The following is a 21045-nucleotide window of genomic DNA, read 5'->3' on the forward strand; positions in this document are numbered from 1 at the left end:
CCAAGATGGCGCTACACCTGAAAGTGATCTCTCAATACGCTTACGATGCGTTCGGACGCGTGGCCGTCACCGTAAGGCGACACGCCTCGCGCCATACGCTCGTATTCAGCCGGGTCGTCGAGCAGCCGTTGCGTGTTTGAGACGATGTCGGCGTATTCGGTGCCCACGAGCTTGACGACCCCGTGCGCCACCGCCTCCGGGCGCTCTGTCTCGCGCCGCAGCACGAGCACCGGTTTGCCGAGCGCGGGCGCCTCTTCCTGCACGCCACCGGAGTCGGTCAGGATCAGATAGGCCCGCTTCATCGCCGCAACGAACGGCAAATAGTCCAGCGGTTCGCACAGCGTGATCCGGGGATGGTTGTCGAGATGGGCGTATGCCGTCTCACGCACGTTCGGATTGGGGTGAACAGGATAGAGGACGTGAACGGCGGGATTGTTATCGGCGATCGTTTTGATTGCTCGAAGAATGTTCTGAAACGCCTCGCCGAAATTTTCGCGACGGTGCGATGTCACCAGAATCAGACGGCTGTCGCCGTTGAAAGGCGTTGCACCATCGCACCGTCCCGCCACATCCAGCAATGCGTCGATGACCGTGTTGCCGGTGACGAACACGCTCGCTGCATCGATGCCTTCCGTTAGGAGATTCCGTTTTGCGGTTTCCGTCGGTGCGAAATGCCAGCGTGCCAATCGGCTAGCGACCACACGATTCATTTCTTCCGGAAACGGATTCGACAGATCGCCTGTTCTCAGTCCAGCTTCGACATGCCCGACGGGCACGCGCCGGTAAAAGGATGCGAGCGCCGCCGTCAGTACGGTGGTCGTATCGCCCTGCGCGAGCAGCACGTCGGGCTGTTCGGCCGCAAGCACATCGTCGAGCCGAACCATGAGCCGCGAAGTCAGCATGGGTAGCGACTGATTGGGTTGCATGATATCGAGGTCGATATCGGCTTGAATCTCGAACAGATGCAACACCTGATCGAGCATGCCGCGATGCTGCGCCGTTGCCAGCACGCGGCAGTCCGCCCATTCTTCGCGCTGCAACCGTTTGACGAGCGGCGCCATTTTCACCGCTTCAGGACGCGTTCCGATAGTGACGATGATCTTACGTTTTTTCACAGCGTTTTCCGGTATGGGACTTGATAAAGGGTGGGCGACCGCGCGAGATGGCGGGTCTTTGCACGGTCAGGCTCTACCTGCTAACCGGCGGATCGCGCTTCTGAGCCGCCACGTCTTCGAGCGCAGCATGCTGTCCAGTTGCCTTTCGACCCCGTCCGCATGGGCTCGGACTTCGGCCAGCAGCGCCGCGCAATGTTCGCCTTCGATCTTCAATCTTTCGATGCACGCTTGAAGCGAAGCAATCTCCGTGGACAGAGCGCTGCATTCCTGGTTCGCTTTGTCGATTCTCCGGTTGCGTTCGGTGATCGCGCACTTCAATTCGCCGAGTGTCCGGTCCCGCTCGGAGAGCGCCTCTTGCGACCACGTCAGCTTTGCTTTGCCCGCATCGCGTTCTGCACAGACATCCCGCAGCGTCTGTTGTGTCGATTCGAGACGCGCGTTCGTCGCAGCTTGTTCGCTATGGATTTGAGCGAGCTGCGCCGCGAACTGCTCCCTCTCCGAGGCGTGCTGTTGGACAATGACTTGACTGCGCTCTCGCGCGAACGCCTCGTAGGTATCGTCGCCGACAAAGAAGTTGCGCAGATCGGGGCGAATGTCTCCGAGCGCGGGGAGCCGCGCGTAGACGAGCAATATCTGCTTTCCGTTCCAGTAATCGAGATTGATTTTCGCCGCGTCGACCACGCGGCAGGCCACCGCGGCGAATCCGGGCACCGGACAGACGGGGATATTGTCCAGGTCGAACGTGAAGAAATGTTCGGGAATCCGGTCATATTCCTGAAACGGCAGAAGCAGAACCAGAAAGCGCTTCGTATGCTCAGCAAGGCGTGCGACGACATCAAACGGACGGTCGAAATGTTCAAGCGTATTCGACGAAAAAATGACGTCGTAGTCGTCCAGGTTGTCGAAAGACTGTGCTTTGAAACGCCTATGCGGAAAAGAGGCCTGCGCCTTCCCGATCGCCACTTCCGAAATATCGACTCCGGTGATGGAGTTCACGCCAAGCCATTTGCTCAACTCGTCTACGCCCTGGCCCTCCGCACAACCCCAGTCGCAAATCGTCCAATGCTCGCGCAACACCAGGTCCTTGAACCAGTCCGGCATCAGCTTGGCCGCAAGCGTCGCGAAAAAGCGCGTTTGCCCATGTCCGCCGGCGGAGACCCAGTCCGTCGAGAAACGATGGTCCCAGTATTGCTTTGAGTTGATGTCTGTCATTACGCGGCCTGTTGGTCTGCTCATTCCACCGAATGCGCGGGCGTTCTCGATACGGTCAACGATGCCTAGTCGACAGTCAGCGTGCTTTCGATAACTTCGCGCCAGCGGTTTTCCCATTCTTTCTTCGCAAACGCCGCCGAAGAGTGGCGTCCGTGCGCGGCGAGTCTGGCGAGCCGGGTTCGATCGTCGGCCAGTTCTTCGATAGCGGCCGCGAGCTCGATATAGTCCGCACGGATCAGCTTGCCGTTGTAACCGTCAACGACCAGATTCGGCAGTCCGCCGACGTTGGTCGCGATGACCGCGTTATTGGTCGCCAGAGCCTCGATGCAGGACAAGGACGTTCCTTCCGAATACATGGTCGGCACCAGCACGATATGGCTGTCGACATAGGCTTTGTACATGTCCTCCATGTCGTATTCGATCCAGGTCACTCTGTGCGGGTGACGCGCCATGAATGCTTTCACCGCCTCCGCATCGCGGTCGATCGCCTGACCGCACAGAACGAGGCGAATGTCCGAGCGCCGCGAAAACAACAGGTCGAACGCGTTGATGGTCAGATAGAGACCCCGCGCTTCATAAAGCCGGCGCGGCAGGAGAACGCATAACTCCTCTGCCTGGAAGTTCTTCGGACGGCTCCTGAAAGACTCCAGATCGACGTAGTTCGGAACATACGTCAGCGTATTGGCGAGTGCCCAGTCGTAGGTTCGCACCCAGTTGATAAAGTTCGTATCGACACAGACACATCGGTCGCTGTTGCGCAGCGCGCGGAACAGTGTTTCATAACGTCCCCGGTCGAATGTTGCGAGGTTATTGGATGCGCCGTCCCAATGGATGCCGTGGTTGATCGAGATGACGCGCCTGTTTTTTCCGAGCGACGCGGCAAGTTCAGTCGGCGACGCGATAATGAGATCGACATCCGCGCAGAATTCGGCGTATTTGCTCGACATCATGTCGAAATCGAAGTTGTCCGCAGCCTTGATCCCGATGACCTTGACGCCTCGAAAGTCGCGCTCGAACGGCTCCCGCGCGTTCTGCAGCAGACGAACCTCGCACCCCATGCCATGGAGCACGACGGCGAGGTCATAGACGTAGCGTTCCGCGCCGCCCTTGTAGACGGTTTCGCCGTTCCAGTCGTAGAAGTTGACGTTGACGATGTCAACTTTCACTTTATGTCGCGCGGAAGCGGCCGTCAGCCTCGTCACGTTCCTGGCGTTGACCTGCCTCAGCAACGGCGCGTGAAGCACCGGCCAGGCGTGCGCGCGCGCAACCTGCGCGGACGCCTCGGTGTACGCGGTCGACCATTGGCCGCTGGCCAGTGCGTCGACGAAATCGATGCCCGAAGCGACGACAATGGCGTGTTCGTATTCTCTGATGGTCCGGGTCGGCGTGCCGATCACCGGCTTTCCCGCAGCAAGATACTCGAACAGCTTCAGCGGCGAAACAGGGTCGGTTTTCTCGCTGACAATGAACGGCACGATACCGATATCGATCCAGGCGAGATAGTGCTTCAGTTCGGCATACGGTTTGGGGCCGAGGTGAATAAAATTGTCGAACGTCTTCAAACGCGCCATGCGCTCCTGAACCTCGCCGCTATATTGCGGCTCGAAAGCGACAACAGGACCGACGAACAGCAGCACGATGTCGTTAAGTCGCACGATTTCGTCGAGCAGATCGAAATCGAGCAGTTCGGAAATTGCGCCGTGGTAGCCGACCACCCGCCGGTTCGCCACCATCTCGTACAACTTCGCCGGCACGTCGCATCGCTCGCGCTCGCCGTGAATGAAGTCTTCGGGATACACGCCGTTTTCCAGCAGCAGCGCATTGGTGACCTTCGCGCGATTCGCCTCGTACAGCCGATTCGACGAGAACAGGCAGACGTCCGCTATTTGCAGCAAGACCTCATGGTCGCAACGCATGACGTCGGAATAGTTTGCGAAGATGGTCAGGTCATCCAGAACATCGTAGATCGCCAATGCGGCACGGCAGATTTCGGCGACGTATTTGAAGCCCGGCCAGTGAAGATAAAGTGTGACCGGCTCGTCCTGGAAGTAGCCGAGAAAATCCTCGACCATATTGGAGACGTACAGGTTTTTTGACCTGGGCTGGATGACGGGATAAAGGCCGCCGAACTCCAGCATCACGCACAGATAGCCCGCCTTTGCAAACTCGGCCATGATGTGATCGGGACGCTGCTTGAGCGAAAGATCGTAGGCAACCGGGCACAGCACCACACCCCGGCGGTCTGGATGCGCCCTGAGAAGGCGGCCGATCTGGTGCCTTCTTTGTTTCGAGGGATCCTTGGCGTAGTTGCCAAAGTAGGCCGCCTGGGCGCGCGTATGCGCTTCGTAGTCTCCGCTGGCTACGGGCAGGACGTCATGCACGGGAACACCGGCAACAGCCGGCGTCTGCGTCTTGCCGCGCGCCGCCAACGCGTAAGCCGCGCTCGCAATGCGTCGCATTGGCGCGGTCAACTTCCAGGAAGTGCTTTCGAAAACTTCGCTAAGGGCGCCCTGCGCACGCTCGCGCGCGCGAACCTCGAGCAGCAGTTCGCTCGATACGTCGCTCAGCGAGCGCTTGAGACTGTGGATTTCCGACAGCGCGTCCGACAACCGTTTCGCCAGCGTGTACCGGTCTCTGCGCGCGAGACGCTGATCCTCCGCCATCTGCTGGTGTTGCGTGATGAGAGCATCCGCGTCGGGGAGCGAAGTGCCTAGTTTCGCGACCGATGTAAAGGTTTGTCTGCGCGTTGCGTTTTGCATTGCTTCTTGTCCGTCCATGGCCAACCTCTTGAGTCGCCGTTATTCCGATTGCCCTTTCTGATGCCGTCAGCGCGCGTCTACTGGCGTTTCTTCCACGCGTATGTGTTCTGTGATGTCGGGCAGGAAGAGCCCGTATCTATCGCTTTCAACATAGGAAGAGAAATAGCAGGCGCCCTCGATGTATTCGTAGTACTGCGGCACTGCCGTAGACCGGTCTTCGAGGGCCGCGACGAGCAGATACCGGCCCGTGTTGAGCTGGTTTCTCAGGCGAAACTCGATTTCGACCTCGCTACAGTCGAAATCGAAGTCGATGCTTTTCTCGTCGTGGGTCGTTCGGACGATCAGATCGGTGCCTTTCGTATCCTTGATGGAGAAAGCCACGCTCACCGCGCGGCGATCGATGCCTTCAGGAATCCGGATCGCCAAACGGACGATCATCGGCTCGAATGCCGTGAACACGCTCTGGCGCCGGCCGGCCGAGTCCAGAACCCAGGCCGACACGATCGATCCGATATGCGTGCCCCAATGGTTGATCGGTTCGTCACGGGCAGTCGAGGCGGCCGGCACCGCGCTTTCCGCGGTGTGAACGTTCTGCTTCGCTTCTTCATCGAGACCGGCCACGCTCTCTACCGATTGACTGGACGCCCCGATCGCTTCGCTTTCGCCGAGTCCCTCGGACATGAACTGCGTGTATTGCGCGGTAACGGCGAACGCGTTGCCTTCCAGCCGAACCCGTCCGCCATCGAGCCAGACGGCGCGCTCACACAAGGTTCGCACGGAGCCGACGTCATGCGACACGAAAAGAATCGTGACGCCGGATTCCTTGAGTTCCTTGATCTTGTTGAAGCATTTGGCCTGGAAGCGCGCGTCGCCCACGGCAAGCGCTTCGTCGATGATCAGGACCGCAGGCTCGACGTGAATGGCCACGGCAAACGCGAGCCGAACGTACATGCCGCTCGAATAAGTTTTGACCGGCTGATCGATGAAGTCGCCGATTTCCGCGAACTGCTCGATGCTGGCGAATTTCCGTTCAATCTGATCAGCCGTCATTCCCAGCATGGCCGCGTTCAGGTAGACGTTTTCCCGACCGGAAAACTCCAGATTGAAACCGGCTCCCAATTCGAGCAGTGCCGCCACGCGGCCGTTGATCGCGATATCGCCGTGGGTGGGGCGCAGCGTGCCGCAAATTATCTGCAAAAGCGTGGACTTGCCGGAGCCGTTGCGCCCGATGATACCGACCGTTTCGCCACGGTTGACCGAGAGCGACACGTTCCGAAGCGCCCAGAATTCGCGTGAATAGCCGGTGCGTTTTGGAAACACGATATGCTTGAGACGATCGAACGGCTTTTCGTAGATGTCGAAACGCTTCGAGGCATTTGTCACCTGAATCGTGGTTTCAGGCTTGCCGACTAGATTCATTTCCATGAGCATCGGCCTTTACACAACGTCCGCGAAACCTTCGCGGGTCTTCTGAAACCAGGCCAGACAGATCCATGCGAATCCGATGCTGCATGACAGATAGATCGCTATCCCCACGAAGTCAGGCAACTCGCCGGCGATCATGACCGCTCGTGCCTGCTCGATGATGAAAGTCAGCGGGTTGAGCAGAATGAGTGCCCTGAAAGCGGGCGTCAAAGTATCGAGCGCGTAGAAAACCGGCGAGAGGAACATCAACAGGGATGAAAGCAGCGTGGTGACATACGTCAGGTCACGCACGTAGACGCCAGTGGCGGCGAACAGCCAACCCACACCCACGCCGACAAAAGCGAGCGGCATTAAAAGCGCCGGCAAAAAGACGATCGTCCATTGAAGCTTCCCGTACACGCACAGCGCGAAGACAACCCAGACAGCAAAGCTGGTCAGGAAGTGAAAGGCCGCCGAGGCGACTGTTATCCAAGGCAGGATTTCGAGCGGAAAGACGACCTTCGTCACGTAGTTCGCGTTGGTCGTGATAATGGTCGGCGCTCTATTCAGGCACTCGGCGAAGAAATTGAAAAGAATCAGGCCGACGAACAGGATCACCGCGAACTGAAAACTATTGTCGGTTCCTGGCCAGCGCGATTTCAACAGCGTGCCGAAAACAACCGTGTACATGGCGAGCATGATCAACGGCTGAACGATGGACCAGGCCAGCCCCATTACCGACCCGCGATATCGGCTCAAGATATCCCGCCTGGTTAGCGCGACGATAAGCTGACGTTGCTGCCACGGAAGTAAAAAGAGATCACGAAAATGAGCGCGGGGATGAGATTCCTCGCGACCGTCGTGTTTATAGGTAAAGCTCATATTGGCAGATCGCCTTGAACAGCGCCGGCTGGTTTAACGGTGAACGAAGAGGCAAACCATGCGGCGTCAATGAACCTGCCGGGATCGCGCCGGTTGGAGCCCGCTCCACTGCTCCCGGAGAATCCTACGGACCAGCCAAACTCGCTCGAACGAGTGTCGCTATCTTGAAGGCGTCAGATTCACATCTGAAATGTGCAAAAGACTAATAACCCAAAGCACCACCACCATTCGTATTCTCAACGAATTGGGTCGGCTAAGATTTTAGAAAATGACGGCGCGCAAACAAGAAACGTCAGAAATGTTTGCAGGAAAATCCAACTTCCCTGTCGAATTTTCTGCAAAAACCGAGAGACGTGGAATGTGACCGATTCCCGCAGTGCGCGGCGTCCAGGTCGAACGCCGCCGGATATCAGGTATCCGTATCACAGCCCATTGCAGGCTGGATGAAATCAGACATCGTCGATGTTCAGAAGCAGCGTGCATTCGCACGCTGCCTGACGCGCCATCGCGATTGCATGCCTACGGCTGAGCTGCCGCTGCATCGTCTTCGCGGAACAGCTTATCCGCCAGGTGAAACGCCGAATTCGCCGCCGGCACACCGCAATAGATCGCGGTTTGCATTAGCACTTCCTTGATCTGCTCGCGCGTCACGCCGTTGTTCTTCGCGGCGCGCAGATGCAGTGCGAGTTCCTCGCTGCGATTGAGCGCGACCATCATCGCGATGGTCAGCAGGCTGCGCGTGTGGCGCGGCAAGCCGTCGCGCGTCCAGATTTCGCCCCACGCGTAACGGGTGATGAAATTCTGAAACTCTTCCGTCAACTCATTGCGGTTCGCAAGCGACCGGTCGACGTGCGCACTGCCCAGCACCGCGCGGCGCACACCGAGTCCGGCTTCGTAGCGATCTTCGTCGTTCATTTCTGCTCCGTCAGGAAGTCGATCACAGTCTTCGTGAAAGCGTCGGCTTTCTCGATGTTGGAAATGTGCGAGGCGTCCAGCTCCACGTAGCGCGCGCCGGAAATCGACTGCGCCAGTTCGCGCCCTTGCGCCGGCGTCGCGGCCAGATCGTGCGTGCCGCTGATCACCAGCGCCGGCACCTTGATGCCCGGCGCTTCAGGGCGCAGGTCGGCCGCGTCGATGGCGTCGCAATTCGACGCGTAGCCTTCCTTGTCGGTATGCACGAACACGTCGCGAATCAGGGCGAGCACCACCGGCTCGCGTTCGACGTAGTCAGCCGTGAACCAGCGCGGCAGCACGGCATCGGCGAGCGCGCGCATGCCTTCGGTGCGCGCTCTCGCGGCGCGCGGGATCCACACTTCAGGTGAACCGATGCGCGCCGCCGTATTGCACAGCACGACGCGTTCCAACCGGTTGCCGTGACGCGCCGCCAACGCAACGCCGGTCAGGCCGCCCATCGAAATTCCGCAGAAATGCGCCCGGGCGATCTTCAGCGTATCCATCAGGCCGAGCACGTCGCCGGTCAGTTGTTCGATCGTGTACGGGCCCTTCGGCGCTTCCGAATGGCCATGACCGCGCGTGTCGTAGCGCAGCACGCGAAAATGTTTCGACAGCGCCGTAACTTGCGGCGCCCACATGGACAGATCCGTGCCGAGCGAATTCGACAACACGATCCACGGCGCGTTGCCGTGACGGTCGCCGTCGATCCGATAGTGAAGCTCGGTGCCATTGACTGCGGCGTAAGGCATGCCGGTTACTCCCTGGAATGGTCGCGCTGCGAGCGCGTGGTGTGAAGTGCCAGCGCGGCGTCCACATAAGCGTGCGCCTGGCCGACGTATTGAGCCGGATCGAGCAGTTGCTTCAGGCGCTCGAGCGGAAGATGCGTGGTGACGGCCGGGTCCGCGGCGAGCACGTCGAACAGCGTCTGGCCGTCGCGGATCGCGGCTTTCGACGCGCGCTCCACCAGATGATGCGCGTCGAGCCGGCCGATGCTGTCGCCGAGCGCGAGCATCACCGCTTCGCCGAGAATCAGGCCATGCGTGACGTCGAGATTGGCGGCAAGGCGCGGCACGTTGACGTTCAACCCCGTTGCGATCTGTTCGATGTTGGCGAGCGCGCCGCCCGCGAGACGCGCGAGATCCGGCAGCGCGTCCCACTCGGCTTGCCAGCCGCCGAGCGCGCGTTCGTGCTCCTGCACCATGCCGGCGAATACCGTGGCGACCAGCCCCGGCGCACGCGTGGCGGCCGTCAGCACGGCGGCGCAACCGACCGGATTGCGCTTGTGCGGCATGGTCGACGAACCGCCCTTGCCGGCCGCGGCCGGCTCGGCGAGTTCGTCGATTTCGGTTTGCATCTGCAGCGAGATGTCGCGCGCGATCTTGCCGAGTGTGCCGATCAGCATGCCGAACATTGACGCCGTGTCGGCAATCCGATCGCGCTGCGTATGCCACGGCAGCGTTGGCACGGCAAGGCCCAGTTCTTTTGCGAGCGATTGCGTGACTTGCGGCGCGGCATCGCGCAGGCTCGCCAGCGTGCCCGCCGCGCCGCCGAATTGCAGCACCAGCACGCGCGCGCGCAACGCATCCAGTCGCTCGCGATGGCGCAGCAGCGCGTCGAGCCATTGCGCGAATTTCAGGCCGAGCGTGATGGGCAGCGCCTGCTGCAACCAGGTGCGGCCGATCATCGGCGTGGCGCGATGCGTGGCCGCGAGTTTCGCCACGGCGTCGCAAGTGGCTTGCAGGCTGTGGTCGAGCAGATCGAAGGTGTCGCGCAGTTGCAGCACCGTCGCCGTGTCGATGATGTCCTGGCTCGTGGCGCCCCAATGCACGTATTTCGATGCTTCCGCGTCCGCTGCTTTGACGCACGCGGTGAGTTGCTTGACGAGCGGAATCGCGAGATTGCCACCGAGCGCGGCGTCGCGTGCGAGTGCGTCGGCGTCGAGTTGGTCGGCCTGGCACGCGGCTTCGATCGCGGCCACCGCCGTTTGCGGAATCACTCGATGCGCGGCCGATGCGCGCGCGAGCGCCGCTTCCATGTCGAGCATCCGTTGCAGCGTGGCGCGCGGCGCCCAGATGTCGTTCATCGGCTGCGTGCCGCAAAGAAGTCCGGTGAGACGGGCGCTGGAGTCGAGCATGGTGACGTCGATGATCGAGGGTGTCGGAAGTGAAGTTCGCGCCGCGGCGACACTGGCCTAGGAGCCGGCATCGCCGCGGCGCGTTGCGGGCGCGTTAAGCCGCTTGCGTGCCGTCGATCAGCGGCACACCGGTCAGCTTGTGCAATGCGTCGAAATCGATATCCGAGAAAATCTCGCGCACCACGAGGCCCTTGTCGGTCACATCGATCATTGCCAGATCCGTATAGATACGGTTGACGCAACCCACGCCCGTCACCGGGTATGAGCATTCAGCGGCGATCTTGCTCTCGCCCTGCTTGGTCAGGTGCTCCATCATCACATACACCTGCTTCGCGCCGATCGCCAGATCCATCGCGCCGCCGACTGCCGGAATCGCATCGGGCGCACCAGTGTGCCAGTTTGCCAGATCGCCCTTGGCCGACACCTGGAAGGCGCCGAGCACGCAGAAATCCAGATGGCCGCCGCGCATCATCGCGAACGAATCCGCGTGGTGGAAGTATGCGCCGCCCTTGAGCAGCGTGACGTGCTGCTTGCCGGCGTTGATCAGTTCGTCGTCTTCCTCGCCTTTGGCGGGCGCCGGGCCCATGCCGAGCAGGCCGTTTTCGCTGTGCAGAAAGATTTCCTTGTCGGCGGCGAGGTGGTTGGCCACCAGCGTCGGCACGCCGATGCCGAGGTTGACGTACGCGCCTTCGGGGATATCCAGCGCAACGCGCTTGGCCATTTCATCGCGGGTCAGTTTTTTCATGTCGGTCTCCGAATCAGGCGGCAGCGTCGTGAGGATTGGGCATCGGGGCGTGGGCCGCTTGCGGCACTTCGATCACGCGCTGCACGAAAATGCCGGGCGTCACGATGTTTTCCGGATCGAGATCGCCGAGCGGCACGACTTGCGACACCTGCACGATCGCGGTTTTCGCCGCACTGGCCATGATCGGTCCAAAGTTCCGAGCCGTCTTGCGATACGTGAGATTGCCCCAGCGATCGGCCTTGTACGCCTTGATCAGCGCGAAGTCCGCATGCAGCGGCGCCTCCAGCACGTAATGCCGGCCGTCGATCAGACGGGTTTCCTTGCCTTCGGCGAGCTTGGTGCCGTAGCCGGTCGGCGTGAAAAAGCCGCCAATGCCCGCACCCGCCGCGCGAATGCGCTCCGCCAGATTGCCCTGCGGCACCAGTTCGAGTTCGAGTTCGCCAGCGCGATACAACGCGTCGAACACGTACGAATCGCTTTGGCGCGGAAACGAGCAGATGATCTTGCGTACGCGTTTGGCTTTGAGCAGCGCGGCGAGGCCGATATCGCCGTTACCGGCGTTGTTGTTGACGATGGTGAGTTCGCGCGCGCCCTGTTCGATCAGCGCGTCGATCAACTCCGACGGCATGCCGGCCGTGCCGAAGCCGCCGATCATGACGGTTGCGCCGTCGTTGACATCGGCGACCGCCGATTGAAGTGACTCGAAAATCTTGTTGATCATGTCGAATTTCCTTTGAAGGCGCTGCGTGCCGTCAGACTTGCTGCCGTGCGGGCAGGGCTTGAGCGGGACGGTCTCCGGCCAATGCTGGCGGCGGCTCGCCAAGTGCGATGCGAAGCTGGCGCCGTTGGTTTGCTCGCTTCAAATTTGTTCGTTGTATGAACATGGATTCGTTTAGCGAACGCTGAGGCGATTATGGTAGTCCATCGTGCAGGTTGTCAAGGCAGGGAATTCCCCTTAATCATAGGTTCTTGCTGCGTGACATGGCGGTTTGTTGTTGGCGTCGGCCGGTCGGGGCGAAGAGTCGCACTATCCAGACAGGAGATTATTGGGCTAACCTCTATTCACTTATCAAATACGCTTTCCGGCCCGCAGGTCATCGAGCATGTCTGAAACAAACCTGGATCTGAACCTGATCCCCTACCTCGTCGCGATGGAAGACACGCGCAATGTCAGCCGCGCGGCCGAGCAGCTCGGCGTCAGCCAGCCACGCGTGAGCACCGCGCTAGGCAAGTTGCGGGAGTACTTCGACGATCCGCTGTTCGTGCGCACGTCCAAAGGCATGGAGCCGACGCCGCGCGCGCTCGCCATCCTGCCCGCCGCGCGCGACGCGCTTTCGCGCATCGAGAAAGGCATGCTCGACGTGCAGGAATTCGACCCGGCCAGCAGCACCCATACGTTCTCCATCGCGCTCTCCGACGTCGGCGAGATCGTGTTTCTGCCGCGGCTGCTGCAACTGTTCGCTGAACGCGCGCCGTTTGCGAACCTGCGCTCGGTGACGGTCTCGCCGTCGCAGGTGGAACGCGGGCTCGAATCGGGCGACGTCGATCTGGCGATCGGCTATTTCCCCGACCTGGCGGGCAATAACTTCTTCCAGCAGCGTCTTTTCACCCATCGCTTCATCTGCCTGATGCGCGCGCAACATCCACTGGCGAAGGCGCCGCTCACGCTGGCGCAGTACGTGGCGTCGGGTCATGCCGTGGTGCGCGCGGAAGGACGCAGCCAGGAAGTGCTCGAGCAGTACCTGGAGAAGAAGCGCATCAAGCGCCGCGCCGTGCTCGAAACGCCTCACTTCATGAGCCTGCCGTTCATCCTCGCGCGCACCGATCTGCTCGCCACCGTGCCGCATGCGATCGGCTTCGCGTACGTGTCGGAGCATGCGTCGATCACGCTGGTCGAGCCGCCTTTGCCGCTGCCGCATTTCGATCTGCGCCAGCATTGGCATCGCAAGTTTCATAACGATCCGCGTGGCAGCTGGCTGCGCAGCGTGGTGGCCGAACTGTTCAACGACGCGCTGGACGAGTGGCCCAAATGAGCGGCGCCCTGACAGCACACAGGGACATCGGCACGACACGTTGCAAAACATGGAACAATGACCGCACTCATTGAACCCGCGCGCTCCGTACAGAGTCGACGCGCGATCCCGTAGGAGCGACGGATGACCAGTAGCAAGGCGAAGAAAACCAAACCGATAACCGCAACCGAGCGCCCGAGCCGCGAGGAAGCTGAAGCAGCGGTTCGCGTGCTGTTGCGTTGGGCCGGCGACGACCCGGCGCGTGAAGGCCTGATCGACACGCCGGCGCGCGTGGTGCGGTCCTATGAGGAGTTTTACGCGGGCTATCAGATCGACCCGCGCGAGATCCTCGCCCGCACCTTCTCCGAGGTGGACGGCTACGACGAAATGATCGTGCTGAAGGACATCCGCTTCGAAAGCTACTGCGAACATCACATGGTGCCGATCATCGGACGCGCGCACGTGGCGTATCTGCCGGGGCATCGCGTGGTCGGCATCTCCAAGCTGGCGCGGCTGGTCGATGCGTTCGCCAAACGCTTGCAGATCCAGGAAAAGATGACGGTGCAGATCGCCGACACCTTGAACGAAGTGCTGCAACCGGCAGGCGTCGGCGTAATTCTGGAAGCCGCGCACCAATGCATGTCCACGCGCGGCGTGCACAAGGCTGGCGTAACAATGGTCACCTCACGCATGCTCGGCACGTTCCGCACGGATCCGTCGACACGTCGCGAGTTTCTGTCGATCGTCGGCAATCCGGGCGTGATGGCGGTCGCCAATACCTAGACCCAGGTTGCGCGCAAGCGGGGCATGCCTGCCTCATGCCGCGCTCCGCCTCACGCGCAATTGGCCGAAAGTGGCCAGCAACACCGCGCCCAGCACGCACGCGACACCGGCCAGTTGCGCCGCACTGACGGACTCGCCCAACACCACGGCAGCCAACGCCACCGCGCTCACCGGCACGAGCGCGGTCATCAAGCCCGCTTCGGCGCCGCTCAACCGGGCGGCGCCCGCATACCAGAGCACGAAGCCCAGCACGGTCGGCACTAGCGCGTAATACAGCACGCCGCCGAGTGCGCTCGCATCGACCGGCAAGGCCCACGGCTTTTCGAAGCAGGCCGGCACGATCGCCACCACGAAACCGATGCCGCACATCAGCGCCGACAGCGGCAACGGCGCCACCGCCGTGCGCAGCTTGCGATTGAGCAGAATGAACAACGCCTCGCAGACGATCGCGAGAAACACCAGCGCGTTGCCCGCCAGCGAACTCGCCATACGCGGCGCGGTGAATTCGCCGGGATGCACGGTGTGCAAGGTGCACGCGAGCACGCCCGCAGTTGCCAGCAGGATCGCGCCGATCAACGCGGGCGCGGGGCGCTCGCCGAGCGCGAGCATGGCGACGCCGGCCGACACGGCGGGCAAGGTGCCGGCAATCACGCCGGCATCGGCAGCCGAGGCGAGTTTCATCCCGCTGATCAGCAACACCGTATAGCCGACGCTCCCCGCGCCCGCCTGGGCGATCACGAGCAACGTATCGCGCCGGTCCAGACGCGGCCAGCGCACGCCTCGCCAGCGCATCGCCAGCACGAACAGCGGAAAGGCAATCGCGAAGCGCAACGCGGTCGCGCTGAATGGCGGCAATCCGGCCGCGATGGATTTGCTGACCACCACCGTGCTGCCGACGCCGACCATCGCCAGCGCGCAAAACAGATATCCGGCATACCGCGAGTTCATGGTGCTGTCCTGTTGGTTGGATCGAGCACGCAGAGTAAAGGCACGACAAGCGGCGGTCTTGAACGAAATTGCAAAACAGGGCAAGTCAAAAAGCGAGTCAATGAACCAGGTCAACCCGCTCACGATGACGCCGTCAATGCTGGCCCGGCGGCAAATCCATCGAGTATCCTGAGCGAACGGAGCGCCGCTCACGTGGCAGCCGCCGGCAGGCCGCTCGGGTACACGCTTTGCAACCACCTGAAGAAAACCCCGGAAGCACGCCGGCTCAACCGCAAAAAAACAGGAGCTCCTCAATTGGTAGCATTTCCGTCTTCGGCGGTGTCGACCTGGGGCGGCGCGGTCGTGTTCCTCAACGTTCTGTTGACGCGCCTCGGCGTACCGATCCCCGCAGTGCCCATGCTGCTGTTCGCGGGCTCCGCGATTGCCGCCGGCACGCTGTCGTTCTGGCCGGTCCTCGGCGCCGCCGTGCTCGGCGCGCTGATCGGCGACGGCGCATGGTTCACGGCTGGCCGCCTGTATGGCCGCAAGCTGATCGCGGCACTAGGCCGGCTCTCGCCCGCCGTCGATTCAAGAGTGGACAAGGCGCGCGCGCTGTTCGAGCGCTTCGGTGTGCCGCTCGTGTCGATCTCGAAGTTCGTCCCCGGACTCGCGCTCGTCACCCCGCCGCTGATGGGTACGACCGCCGTCGACGTCCGCATCTATGCGGTCTGGGATTTCGCCGGCGCCCTCGCGTGGGCAGCCTTCTGGCTGCTAGGCGGCGCCGCGGCGGAACGGCAATTGCATATGCTGCTCGAATTCGTCAAAGCGCGTGGTGGCACAGTCATCGATATTTTGCTGGCCACCGCACTGCTCTATCTGGCCTTCCGTCTCGAGCAACGACGGCGCGAACGCCGCCGCTTCAGGGACGCCGCAGCGGCACAAGCGGCCGCCGACGGCTGGCGCCGGCTCGCGCCACCGCCCAAGGTGCTCGATGCCCGTCCGCAGGCGCCCTCGCTCGAAGCGCCGTGCCGCATTCCCGGCGCACTCGCGCTCGATCCGCATTCGCGGGAGCAGATCGACGGGGCGCTGCGGGCGCACGACATGGTGATCTACTGCATTTGCCCGGACAGCGCGACGGCGTTCGAAATCACGCAACGCATGCGTGATAACGGCTACACGCGGATTCGCGCGCTACGGGGCGGCCTCGATGCCTGGCAGCGGCGCGGCTTTCCGGTCGAACCGCTTGCCTTAGTCGAGGAGCCGGACACCACCGGCCGCGCGCCGGCATCGCGCGGCGAAGCGCTCGGGGCGATCACGTTGCGCGGTTTCGCGCCGCGCAGCACGCAAGGCGTCTGAGCCGGCACGATCACGTGCGACCTTCTCGCCGCCGTCGCCGCTTTACAACTTGCGCAGCAGTCCGGCCGCCGAACGCATCCGGCGCTTGCGCTCCTTGCCGAGCCAGTGAAGCGCCGCTTCAGGATCGCCGACGCCGGCGAGCAAGGTCGCATTGTCGCGCAGCAACATCTCACTTGCGACCACATCGTTCAGCGTACCGAAACGTTTCTGGATCTGCTTCAAACGTTTGAGGGTGCGTTTGCGGCCGCCACTCAGGACGGGTTCGAAAAACTCGAGCAGATAGCGCAGTTTCTTGCCTGCCTTCCTCACATTATGAAAGGCAATGTAATTGGAGCGCTTCGCACGCCGCGCGCGTTTTAACCGCTTCTTCAACGAGCGCTCTGAAGCGGCCACGCGTTGGTCCGCGAATTTTTCCAGCGGCATGCGTTCATGTGCGGTATTCAGTTCTTTGGACGCGCTGGACAAGGCTTCACGCAGCAGATGCTTGACGTCGGCGTTCGAGAGCGTCTCGCGGCTCGTCGTCAACGCGGCGCCGCGAGCGTCCTTGAGTTTGGGCGCTATTTCGCTCGCGCCGCTGCGTGCGCCGTTATCGTCGCGCGTCAGCAATTCGATCAGAATGTCCCAGTCGCGCGTTTTGCCGGCGGCCGTGGCGAGGTACTTATAGAGCGCCCGTTGCCGGGTGTTCTCGCCTTTCTCCAGCAAGGGCTCGAAGGCCCACCACAAAGAGCGCAAGCGCCGCAGCGACACACGCAATTTGTGCAGCGCTTCCGGTGACGGGTCTTCGCGCACCGCGTTGGCGTATTCAATCGCGTGATCGACGAGAGGCGCCGCATACGACGCGAAGGCCTCTTGAGCGGAGCGCGCTTTAATCGCGGGGTCGCTGTCGACGGATTGCTTCTCGCCTTTCGGATTATCGCGCTTCATCAAAGCCCCTTTGAGAACACCCTATCAACACAGTAGCAAAAAAAGCGCCCAACTAAAATTGACGTCACGATTGTGGCGCTTCGACGGGCCGCACGCATGATCCAACGCAAGCCTCGCTCGCCTCGCAGCGAGCATGGTCTTTTTCTGTGTTCGGCGACATCGCGACCACGGAGCGAGTATCTTTAACTGACGCGAGGCCGTTCGGCCGCGCACTGGCGCCGCAATCCAGATCGGCGCAAACACGAACAGCTTTCAGGAGGTTGGTATGCGAATACTGGTTGTCGGTGCAACAGGTCTGATCGGCGGCGAGGTGGTCAAGCTGCTCGCCGCCGAACACGACATCGTCACCGCGAGCCGCAAGGGTTCCGATCTTCACGTGGACCTGTCGAACAAGGCCAGCATTGAATCGATGTACCAGCAAGCCGGCAAGCTCGACGCGGTTGTCTGCACGGCGGGCGCAGCGAAGTTCGCCCCGCTCGCCTCGCTCTCCGACGAAGATTTCTCGTTCAGTCTTGCCAACAAGTTGATGGGCCAGGTCAATCTGGTGCGCTGCGGCGCGGCACACGTGTCGCAAGGCGCGTGCTTCACCCTGACGAGCGGTACGCTCGCGCAGCAGCCGATGGAAGGCAGCGCGGCCGTCAGCGTCGTGAATGCCGGCGTGGAAGCGTTCGCACGTTCGGCGGCGCTCGAACTGCGCGGCAAAGCCCGCGTGAACGTGGTCAGCCCGGGCTGGGTCGCCGAGACACTCGAGTCGATGGGCCGCGATCCGTCGCAAGGTGTGCCAGTTGCCTTGGTAGCGCAGGCCTACAAACGCAGCCTCGGTGGCGGCGCGAGCGGCGAAGTGATCTCCGCCTCATGACGGGTCGTACGGGCCAGGCCTTTTCGGACATCTGAGCATCCTCATCCGACAACCTGTAACCCGTACTCTGAAGGCGACGCGCCGCCAGTGGCCGCGCCCCTGCTCGCGCGCCACGACGGCGCAGCGCTGCGTCACGCCACTGTCATCATTACGACACACACGCCCCGCAGGATCGGAAACTCCCGACAAACTCCCTGGGGCTCACGTCATGCCGGAACTTTCGTATCCACAGCCAGGCACTGCTGCCGGAAAGGGGCGCAACATCAGCCTCGTCATTTTCCTCGCAGTGATTCTGGTGGGCGCGGTGTATTGCGCTGTGCACTTACTGGACGATCTGCAACCCGTTCGCGAAAGCTCGGTTCTGCCTTACGTGCTACTCGGCATTGCACTGTTGATCGCGCTGGGTTTTGAGTTCGTCAACGGCTTTCACGACACGGCCAACGCGGTCGCGACCGTGATCTACACGCATTCGCTTGCGCCGAACTTCGCCGTGGTGTGGTCCGGCAGCTGGAATTTTCTCGGCGTGTTGACGTCGAGCGGCGCGGTGGCTTTCGGCGTGCTGCAACTGCTGCCCGTCGAACTGATCCTGCAGGTCGGCAGCAGCGCCGGGTTCGCGATGGTGTTCGCCTTGCTGATCGCCGCGATCATCTGGAATCTCGGCACGTGGTGGTTCGGACTGCCGTCGTCGAGCTCGCACACGCTGATCGGCTCGATCATCGGCGTCGGCCTGATGAACCAGTTGATGCACGGCACCGACGGCACGAGCGGCGTGGACTGGAATCAGGCACTTGGCGTCGGCAAATCGTTACTGTTTTCGCCGCTGGTCGGTTTTCTCGCGGCAGGTTTGCTGTTGCTGATCCTGAAAGCCGTGGTGCGCATTCCCGCGCTGTATGCCGAACCCAAGGGCAAGGAGCCGCCGCCGTTCTGGATCCGCTGCCTGCTGATTCTGACCTGCACGGGCGTCTCGTTCGCGCATGGCTCGAACGACGGCCAGAAAGGCATGGGCCTCATCATGCTGATCCTGATCGGCACGGTGCCGACGGCCTATGCGCTGAACAAGGCGGTGACGCCCGCGGAAACGCAGACCTTCCTCGCCGTCGCGCACGAAACCTCGGCGACGCTCGCCAAGTACACCCAAGGCGCCACGCCCTCGGCCAATCCGCGCGCCGATGTCGAAGCGTACGTGCGCACGCACCAGTTGACGCCCGCCACCCTGCCGGCCTTGCAGCAGCTGACCGACCTCATTGCCGGCCAGGTCAGCAAGTCGGGCTCGATGGCGGCGGTGCCGCAAGGCATCGTCGATAACGTGCGCAACAACATGTACGTGGCCTCTGAAGCGATTCGCCTGATGGCCAAAAACAAGCAGCCGGCATTCTCGCCGGAGGACGCCAAAACGATCGGCAACTTCAAGACGCAAACCGACCACGCCACCAAATTCATTCCCACGTGGGTGAAGGTCGCGGTGGCAATCGCGCTGGGTCTCGGCACGATGGTGGGATGGAAGCGCATCGTCGTGACGGTCGGCGAAAAGATCGGCAAGCAGCATCTGACATACGGACAGGGTGCATCGGCTGAACTGGTGGCGATGCTCACGATCGGCGCGGCCGACATGTACGGCCTGCCGGTCTCCACGACGCACGTGCTGTCCTCGGGCGTGGCGGGCACGATGGCGGCCAATGGTTCCGGCCTGCAATGGGGCACGGTGCGCAGCCTGGTCCTTGCCTGGGTGCTGACGTTGCCGGTTTCGATCGCGCTGGCAGCCGGCTTGTACTGGGTGTTCCGGGCGGTGTTTTGAGTTCACGCGGCGGCCGGTTCCTCAACCGGCCGCCGCTTCTGAAAAAGGCATGAAAAAAGCGCGGCTCGTTCCGCGCTTTTTTATTTCACCGCACCGTACTTTCTCGCCGATCAGTACACCTCGGGCACAATCATCGAAGCCGGCACCGGCTGACGGCTGTACTCGTCGTGATAGACGCGAGCGGGCAATTCGATCTGCGAATGCTCGATCTCGTGATACGGCACCTGGCTCAGCAAGTGATTAATGCAGTTCAGGCGCGCGCGCTTCTTGTCGACCGCCTGCACGACCCACCACGGCGCTTCGGGAATGTGCGAGCGCTGCAGCATCACTTCCTTGGCCTGCGTATAGGCTTCCCAGCGGCGACGGCTTTCGAGGTCCATGGGACTCAGTTTCCACTGCTTCAGCGGGTCGTGAATGCGGTTCTGGAAGCGGATTTCCTGCTCTTCGTCGGTAATCGAAAACCAGTACTTGAGAATCTGCACGCCGCTGCGCGCCAGCATCTTTTCGAATTCCGGCACCGACCGGAAAAACTCTTCGTATTCTTCGTCGCTGCAAAAATTCATTACGCGTTCGACGCCCGCGCGGTTGTACCAGCTGCGATCGAACAGCACCATTTCGCCGCCGGCCGGCAGATGCGACACGTAGCGCTGGAAATACCATTGCGTGCGTTCGCGGTTATTCGGCGCCGGCAGCGCCGCCACGCGGCACACCCGCGGATTGAGCCGTTGCGTGATGCGTTTGATCGCGCCACCCTTGCCGGCGGCATCGCGCCCCTCGAAAATCACCACGAGGCGGTGGCCGGTCTGCACGATCCAGTCCTGAAGCTTGACGAGTTCGCCCTGCAAGCGGAACAGCTCGCGGAAGTACATCTTGCGCGCCTCGCGATGCTCGGCCGTGAAGCCCTCCGCGCCGTCGATGATGCGGTCGTCGACCTCCATCTCGAGTTCTTCGTCGTAGGCGTCGATCAGGTCTTCTTCGAAACGGCGCTGCCGCTCGGCCATCAATTCGGCTTCAGGTCTCGGATCCTGCTCTTTCATTGCGGCTCTCCTGGCAACGGAAATGGTTAGGCGCGCGGCGGCAAACACGACGCGGACGCGCTCGATTATCGAAGCGTCAGGTGTCAACCGTGTTACCACAGCGGCTGCGTGCCTTGTCAACTCCCATGATAGCGAGTTTCGCCCGGC

Annotated in this window: 18 protein-coding genes; 5 read left to right on the forward strand and 13 right to left on the reverse strand. The window is 61.8% G+C overall.

What is annotated here, in order from left to right; all coding sequences use genetic code 11:
* Window positions 1–11 precede the first annotated feature (11 nt).
* The 10 genes from wecB to B0G82_RS23595 form a co-directional block, all read right to left on the reverse strand.
* Window positions 12–1115 (reverse strand): UDP-N-acetylglucosamine 2-epimerase (non-hydrolyzing), encoded by a 1104-nt coding sequence (gene wecB / locus B0G82_RS23550; protein ID WP_121309222.1) that lies wholly within the window; start codon window positions 1113–1115, stop codon window positions 12–14.
* A gap of 66 nt (window positions 1116–1181) precedes the next feature.
* Entirely contained in the window at window positions 1182–2327 is a 1146-nt protein-coding gene (locus B0G82_RS23555; protein WP_121309223.1) for a class I SAM-dependent methyltransferase, read from the reverse strand.
* 65 nt (window positions 2328–2392) lie between these two features.
* The gene (locus B0G82_RS23560; protein WP_241974806.1) at window positions 2393–5086 is read right to left on the reverse strand and encodes a glycosyltransferase; all 2694 of its coding nucleotides are present in this window, start codon (window positions 5084–5086) and stop codon (window positions 2393–2395) included.
* A 66-nt stretch (window positions 5087–5152) separates the two neighbouring features.
* Window positions 5153–6511: an ABC transporter ATP-binding protein gene (locus tag B0G82_RS23565; RefSeq protein ID WP_241974808.1), complete on the reverse strand. Its 1359-nt coding sequence runs from the start codon at window positions 6509–6511 to the stop codon at window positions 5153–5155.
* A gap of 12 nt (window positions 6512–6523) precedes the next feature.
* On the reverse strand, window positions 6524–7372 hold the full coding sequence (locus B0G82_RS23570) for an ABC transporter permease (RefSeq protein ID WP_121309226.1): 849 nt from the start codon (window positions 7370–7372) through the stop codon (window positions 6524–6526).
* 519 nt (window positions 7373–7891) lie between these two features.
* Window positions 7892–8287, reverse strand: coding sequence for a 4-carboxymuconolactone decarboxylase (gene pcaC / locus B0G82_RS23575; protein ID WP_116145954.1), 396 nt, complete (start codon window positions 8285–8287; stop codon window positions 7892–7894).
* Entirely contained in the window at window positions 8284–9075 is a 792-nt protein-coding gene (gene pcaD, locus B0G82_RS23580) for a 3-oxoadipate enol-lactonase (protein WP_121309227.1), read from the reverse strand. The genes pcaC and pcaD overlap by 4 nt, the downstream gene beginning before the upstream one ends.
* 5 nt (window positions 9076–9080) lie before the next feature.
* Window positions 9081–10460, reverse strand: a complete 1380-nt coding sequence (locus tag B0G82_RS23585; RefSeq protein WP_121309228.1) for a 3-carboxy-cis,cis-muconate cycloisomerase — start codon at window positions 10458–10460, stop codon at window positions 9081–9083.
* Between the two features lie 94 nt (window positions 10461–10554).
* Window positions 10555–11205 (reverse strand): 3-oxoacid CoA-transferase subunit B, encoded by a 651-nt coding sequence (locus B0G82_RS23590; protein ID WP_116145957.1) that lies wholly within the window; start codon window positions 11203–11205, stop codon window positions 10555–10557.
* Window positions 11206–11218: 13 nt separating this feature from the next.
* The gene (locus B0G82_RS23595; protein ID WP_121309229.1) at window positions 11219–11926 is read right to left on the reverse strand and encodes a 3-oxoacid CoA-transferase subunit A; all 708 of its coding nucleotides are present in this window, start codon (window positions 11924–11926) and stop codon (window positions 11219–11221) included.
* A 382-nt stretch (window positions 11927–12308) separates the two neighbouring features.
* On the opposite strand from B0G82_RS23595, the gene B0G82_RS23600 reads away from it, so the two are divergent.
* Entirely contained in the window at window positions 12309–13238 is a 930-nt protein-coding gene (locus B0G82_RS23600) for a LysR family transcriptional regulator (protein ID WP_121309230.1), read from the forward strand.
* A 123-nt stretch (window positions 13239–13361) separates the two neighbouring features.
* Window positions 13362–14000 carry a GTP cyclohydrolase I FolE gene (gene folE, locus B0G82_RS23605; RefSeq protein WP_121309231.1) on the forward strand — a complete coding sequence of 213 codons (639 nt, stop codon included), beginning with the start codon at window positions 13362–13364 and terminating at the stop codon, window positions 13998–14000.
* 33 nt (window positions 14001–14033) lie between these two features.
* Here folE and B0G82_RS23610 read toward each other — a convergent pair whose 3' ends face one another.
* A complete protein-coding gene (locus B0G82_RS23610) occupies window positions 14034–14948 on the reverse strand; it encodes a DMT family transporter (RefSeq protein ID WP_121309232.1) in 915 nt (304 codons plus the stop codon).
* 294 nt (window positions 14949–15242) lie between these two features.
* Here B0G82_RS23610 and B0G82_RS23615 point away from each other — a divergent pair, with 294 nt between their 5' ends.
* A complete protein-coding gene (locus tag B0G82_RS23615) occupies window positions 15243–16283 on the forward strand; it encodes a VTT domain-containing protein (protein ID WP_121309233.1) in 1041 nt (346 codons plus the stop codon).
* 42 nt (window positions 16284–16325) lie between these two features.
* On the opposite strand, the gene B0G82_RS23620 is transcribed toward B0G82_RS23615, so the two are convergent.
* The gene (locus tag B0G82_RS23620; protein ID WP_121309234.1) at window positions 16326–17207 is read right to left on the reverse strand and encodes a CHAD domain-containing protein; all 882 of its coding nucleotides are present in this window, start codon (window positions 17205–17207) and stop codon (window positions 16326–16328) included.
* Between the two features lie 229 nt (window positions 17208–17436).
* On the opposite strand from B0G82_RS23620, the gene B0G82_RS23625 reads away from it, so the two are divergent.
* Window positions 17437–18066 (forward strand): short chain dehydrogenase, encoded by a 630-nt coding sequence (locus B0G82_RS23625; RefSeq protein WP_258875785.1) that lies wholly within the window; start codon window positions 17437–17439, stop codon window positions 18064–18066.
* A gap of 208 nt (window positions 18067–18274) precedes the next feature.
* Complete coding sequence (locus tag B0G82_RS23630) at window positions 18275–19861, forward strand: inorganic phosphate transporter (RefSeq protein WP_121309235.1); 1587 nt, start codon at window positions 18275–18277, stop codon at window positions 19859–19861.
* A 110-nt stretch (window positions 19862–19971) separates the two neighbouring features.
* Here B0G82_RS23630 and ppk2 read toward each other — a convergent pair whose 3' ends face one another.
* Complete coding sequence (gene ppk2, locus B0G82_RS23635; protein WP_116123167.1) at window positions 19972–20898, reverse strand: polyphosphate kinase 2; 927 nt, start codon at window positions 20896–20898, stop codon at window positions 19972–19974.
* Window positions 20899–21045 lie beyond the last annotated feature (147 nt).

Source organism: Paraburkholderia sp. BL17N1, from assembly GCF_003634175.1.
GTDB lineage: Bacteria > Pseudomonadota > Gammaproteobacteria > Burkholderiales > Burkholderiaceae > Paraburkholderia.

Coding starts and splice junctions, on each gene's coding strand:
- B0G82_RS23555 (WP_121309223.1), bottom strand. CDS start 2,327: ATGACAGACATCAACTCAAAGCAATACTGGGACCATCGTTTCTCGACG.
- B0G82_RS23560 (WP_241974806.1), bottom strand. CDS start 5,086: ATGCAAAACGCAACGCGCAGACAAACCTTTACATCGGTCGCGAAACTA.
- B0G82_RS23565 (WP_241974808.1), bottom strand. CDS start 6,511: ATGGAAATGAATCTAGTCGGCAAGCCTGAAACCACGATTCAGGTGACA.
- B0G82_RS23570 (WP_121309226.1), bottom strand. CDS start 7,372: ATGAGCTTTACCTATAAACACGACGGTCGCGAGGAATCTCATCCCCGC.
- pcaC (WP_116145954.1), bottom strand. CDS start 8,287: ATGAACGACGAAGATCGCTACGAAGCCGGACTCGGTGTGCGCCGCGCG.
- pcaD (WP_121309227.1), bottom strand. CDS start 9,075: ATGCCTTACGCCGCAGTCAATGGCACCGAGCTTCACTATCGGATCGAC.
- B0G82_RS23585 (WP_121309228.1), bottom strand. CDS start 10,460: ATGCTCGACTCCAGCGCCCGTCTCACCGGACTTCTTTGCGGCACGCAG.
- B0G82_RS23590 (WP_116145957.1), bottom strand. CDS start 11,205: ATGAAAAAACTGACCCGCGATGAAATGGCCAAGCGCGTTGCGCTGGAT.
- B0G82_RS23595 (WP_121309229.1), bottom strand. CDS start 11,926: ATGATCAACAAGATTTTCGAGTCACTTCAATCGGCGGTCGCCGATGTC.
- B0G82_RS23600 (WP_121309230.1), top strand. CDS start 12,309: ATGTCTGAAACAAACCTGGATCTGAACCTGATCCCCTACCTCGTCGCG.
- folE (WP_121309231.1), top strand. CDS start 13,362: ATGACCAGTAGCAAGGCGAAGAAAACCAAACCGATAACCGCAACCGAG.
- B0G82_RS23610 (WP_121309232.1), bottom strand. CDS start 14,948: ATGAACTCGCGGTATGCCGGATATCTGTTTTGCGCGCTGGCGATGGTC.
- B0G82_RS23620 (WP_121309234.1), bottom strand. CDS start 17,207: ATGAAGCGCGATAATCCGAAAGGCGAGAAGCAATCCGTCGACAGCGAC.
- B0G82_RS23630 (WP_121309235.1), top strand. CDS start 18,275: ATGCCGGAACTTTCGTATCCACAGCCAGGCACTGCTGCCGGAAAGGGG.
- ppk2 (WP_116123167.1), bottom strand. CDS start 20,898: ATGAAAGAGCAGGATCCGAGACCTGAAGCCGAATTGATGGCCGAGCGG.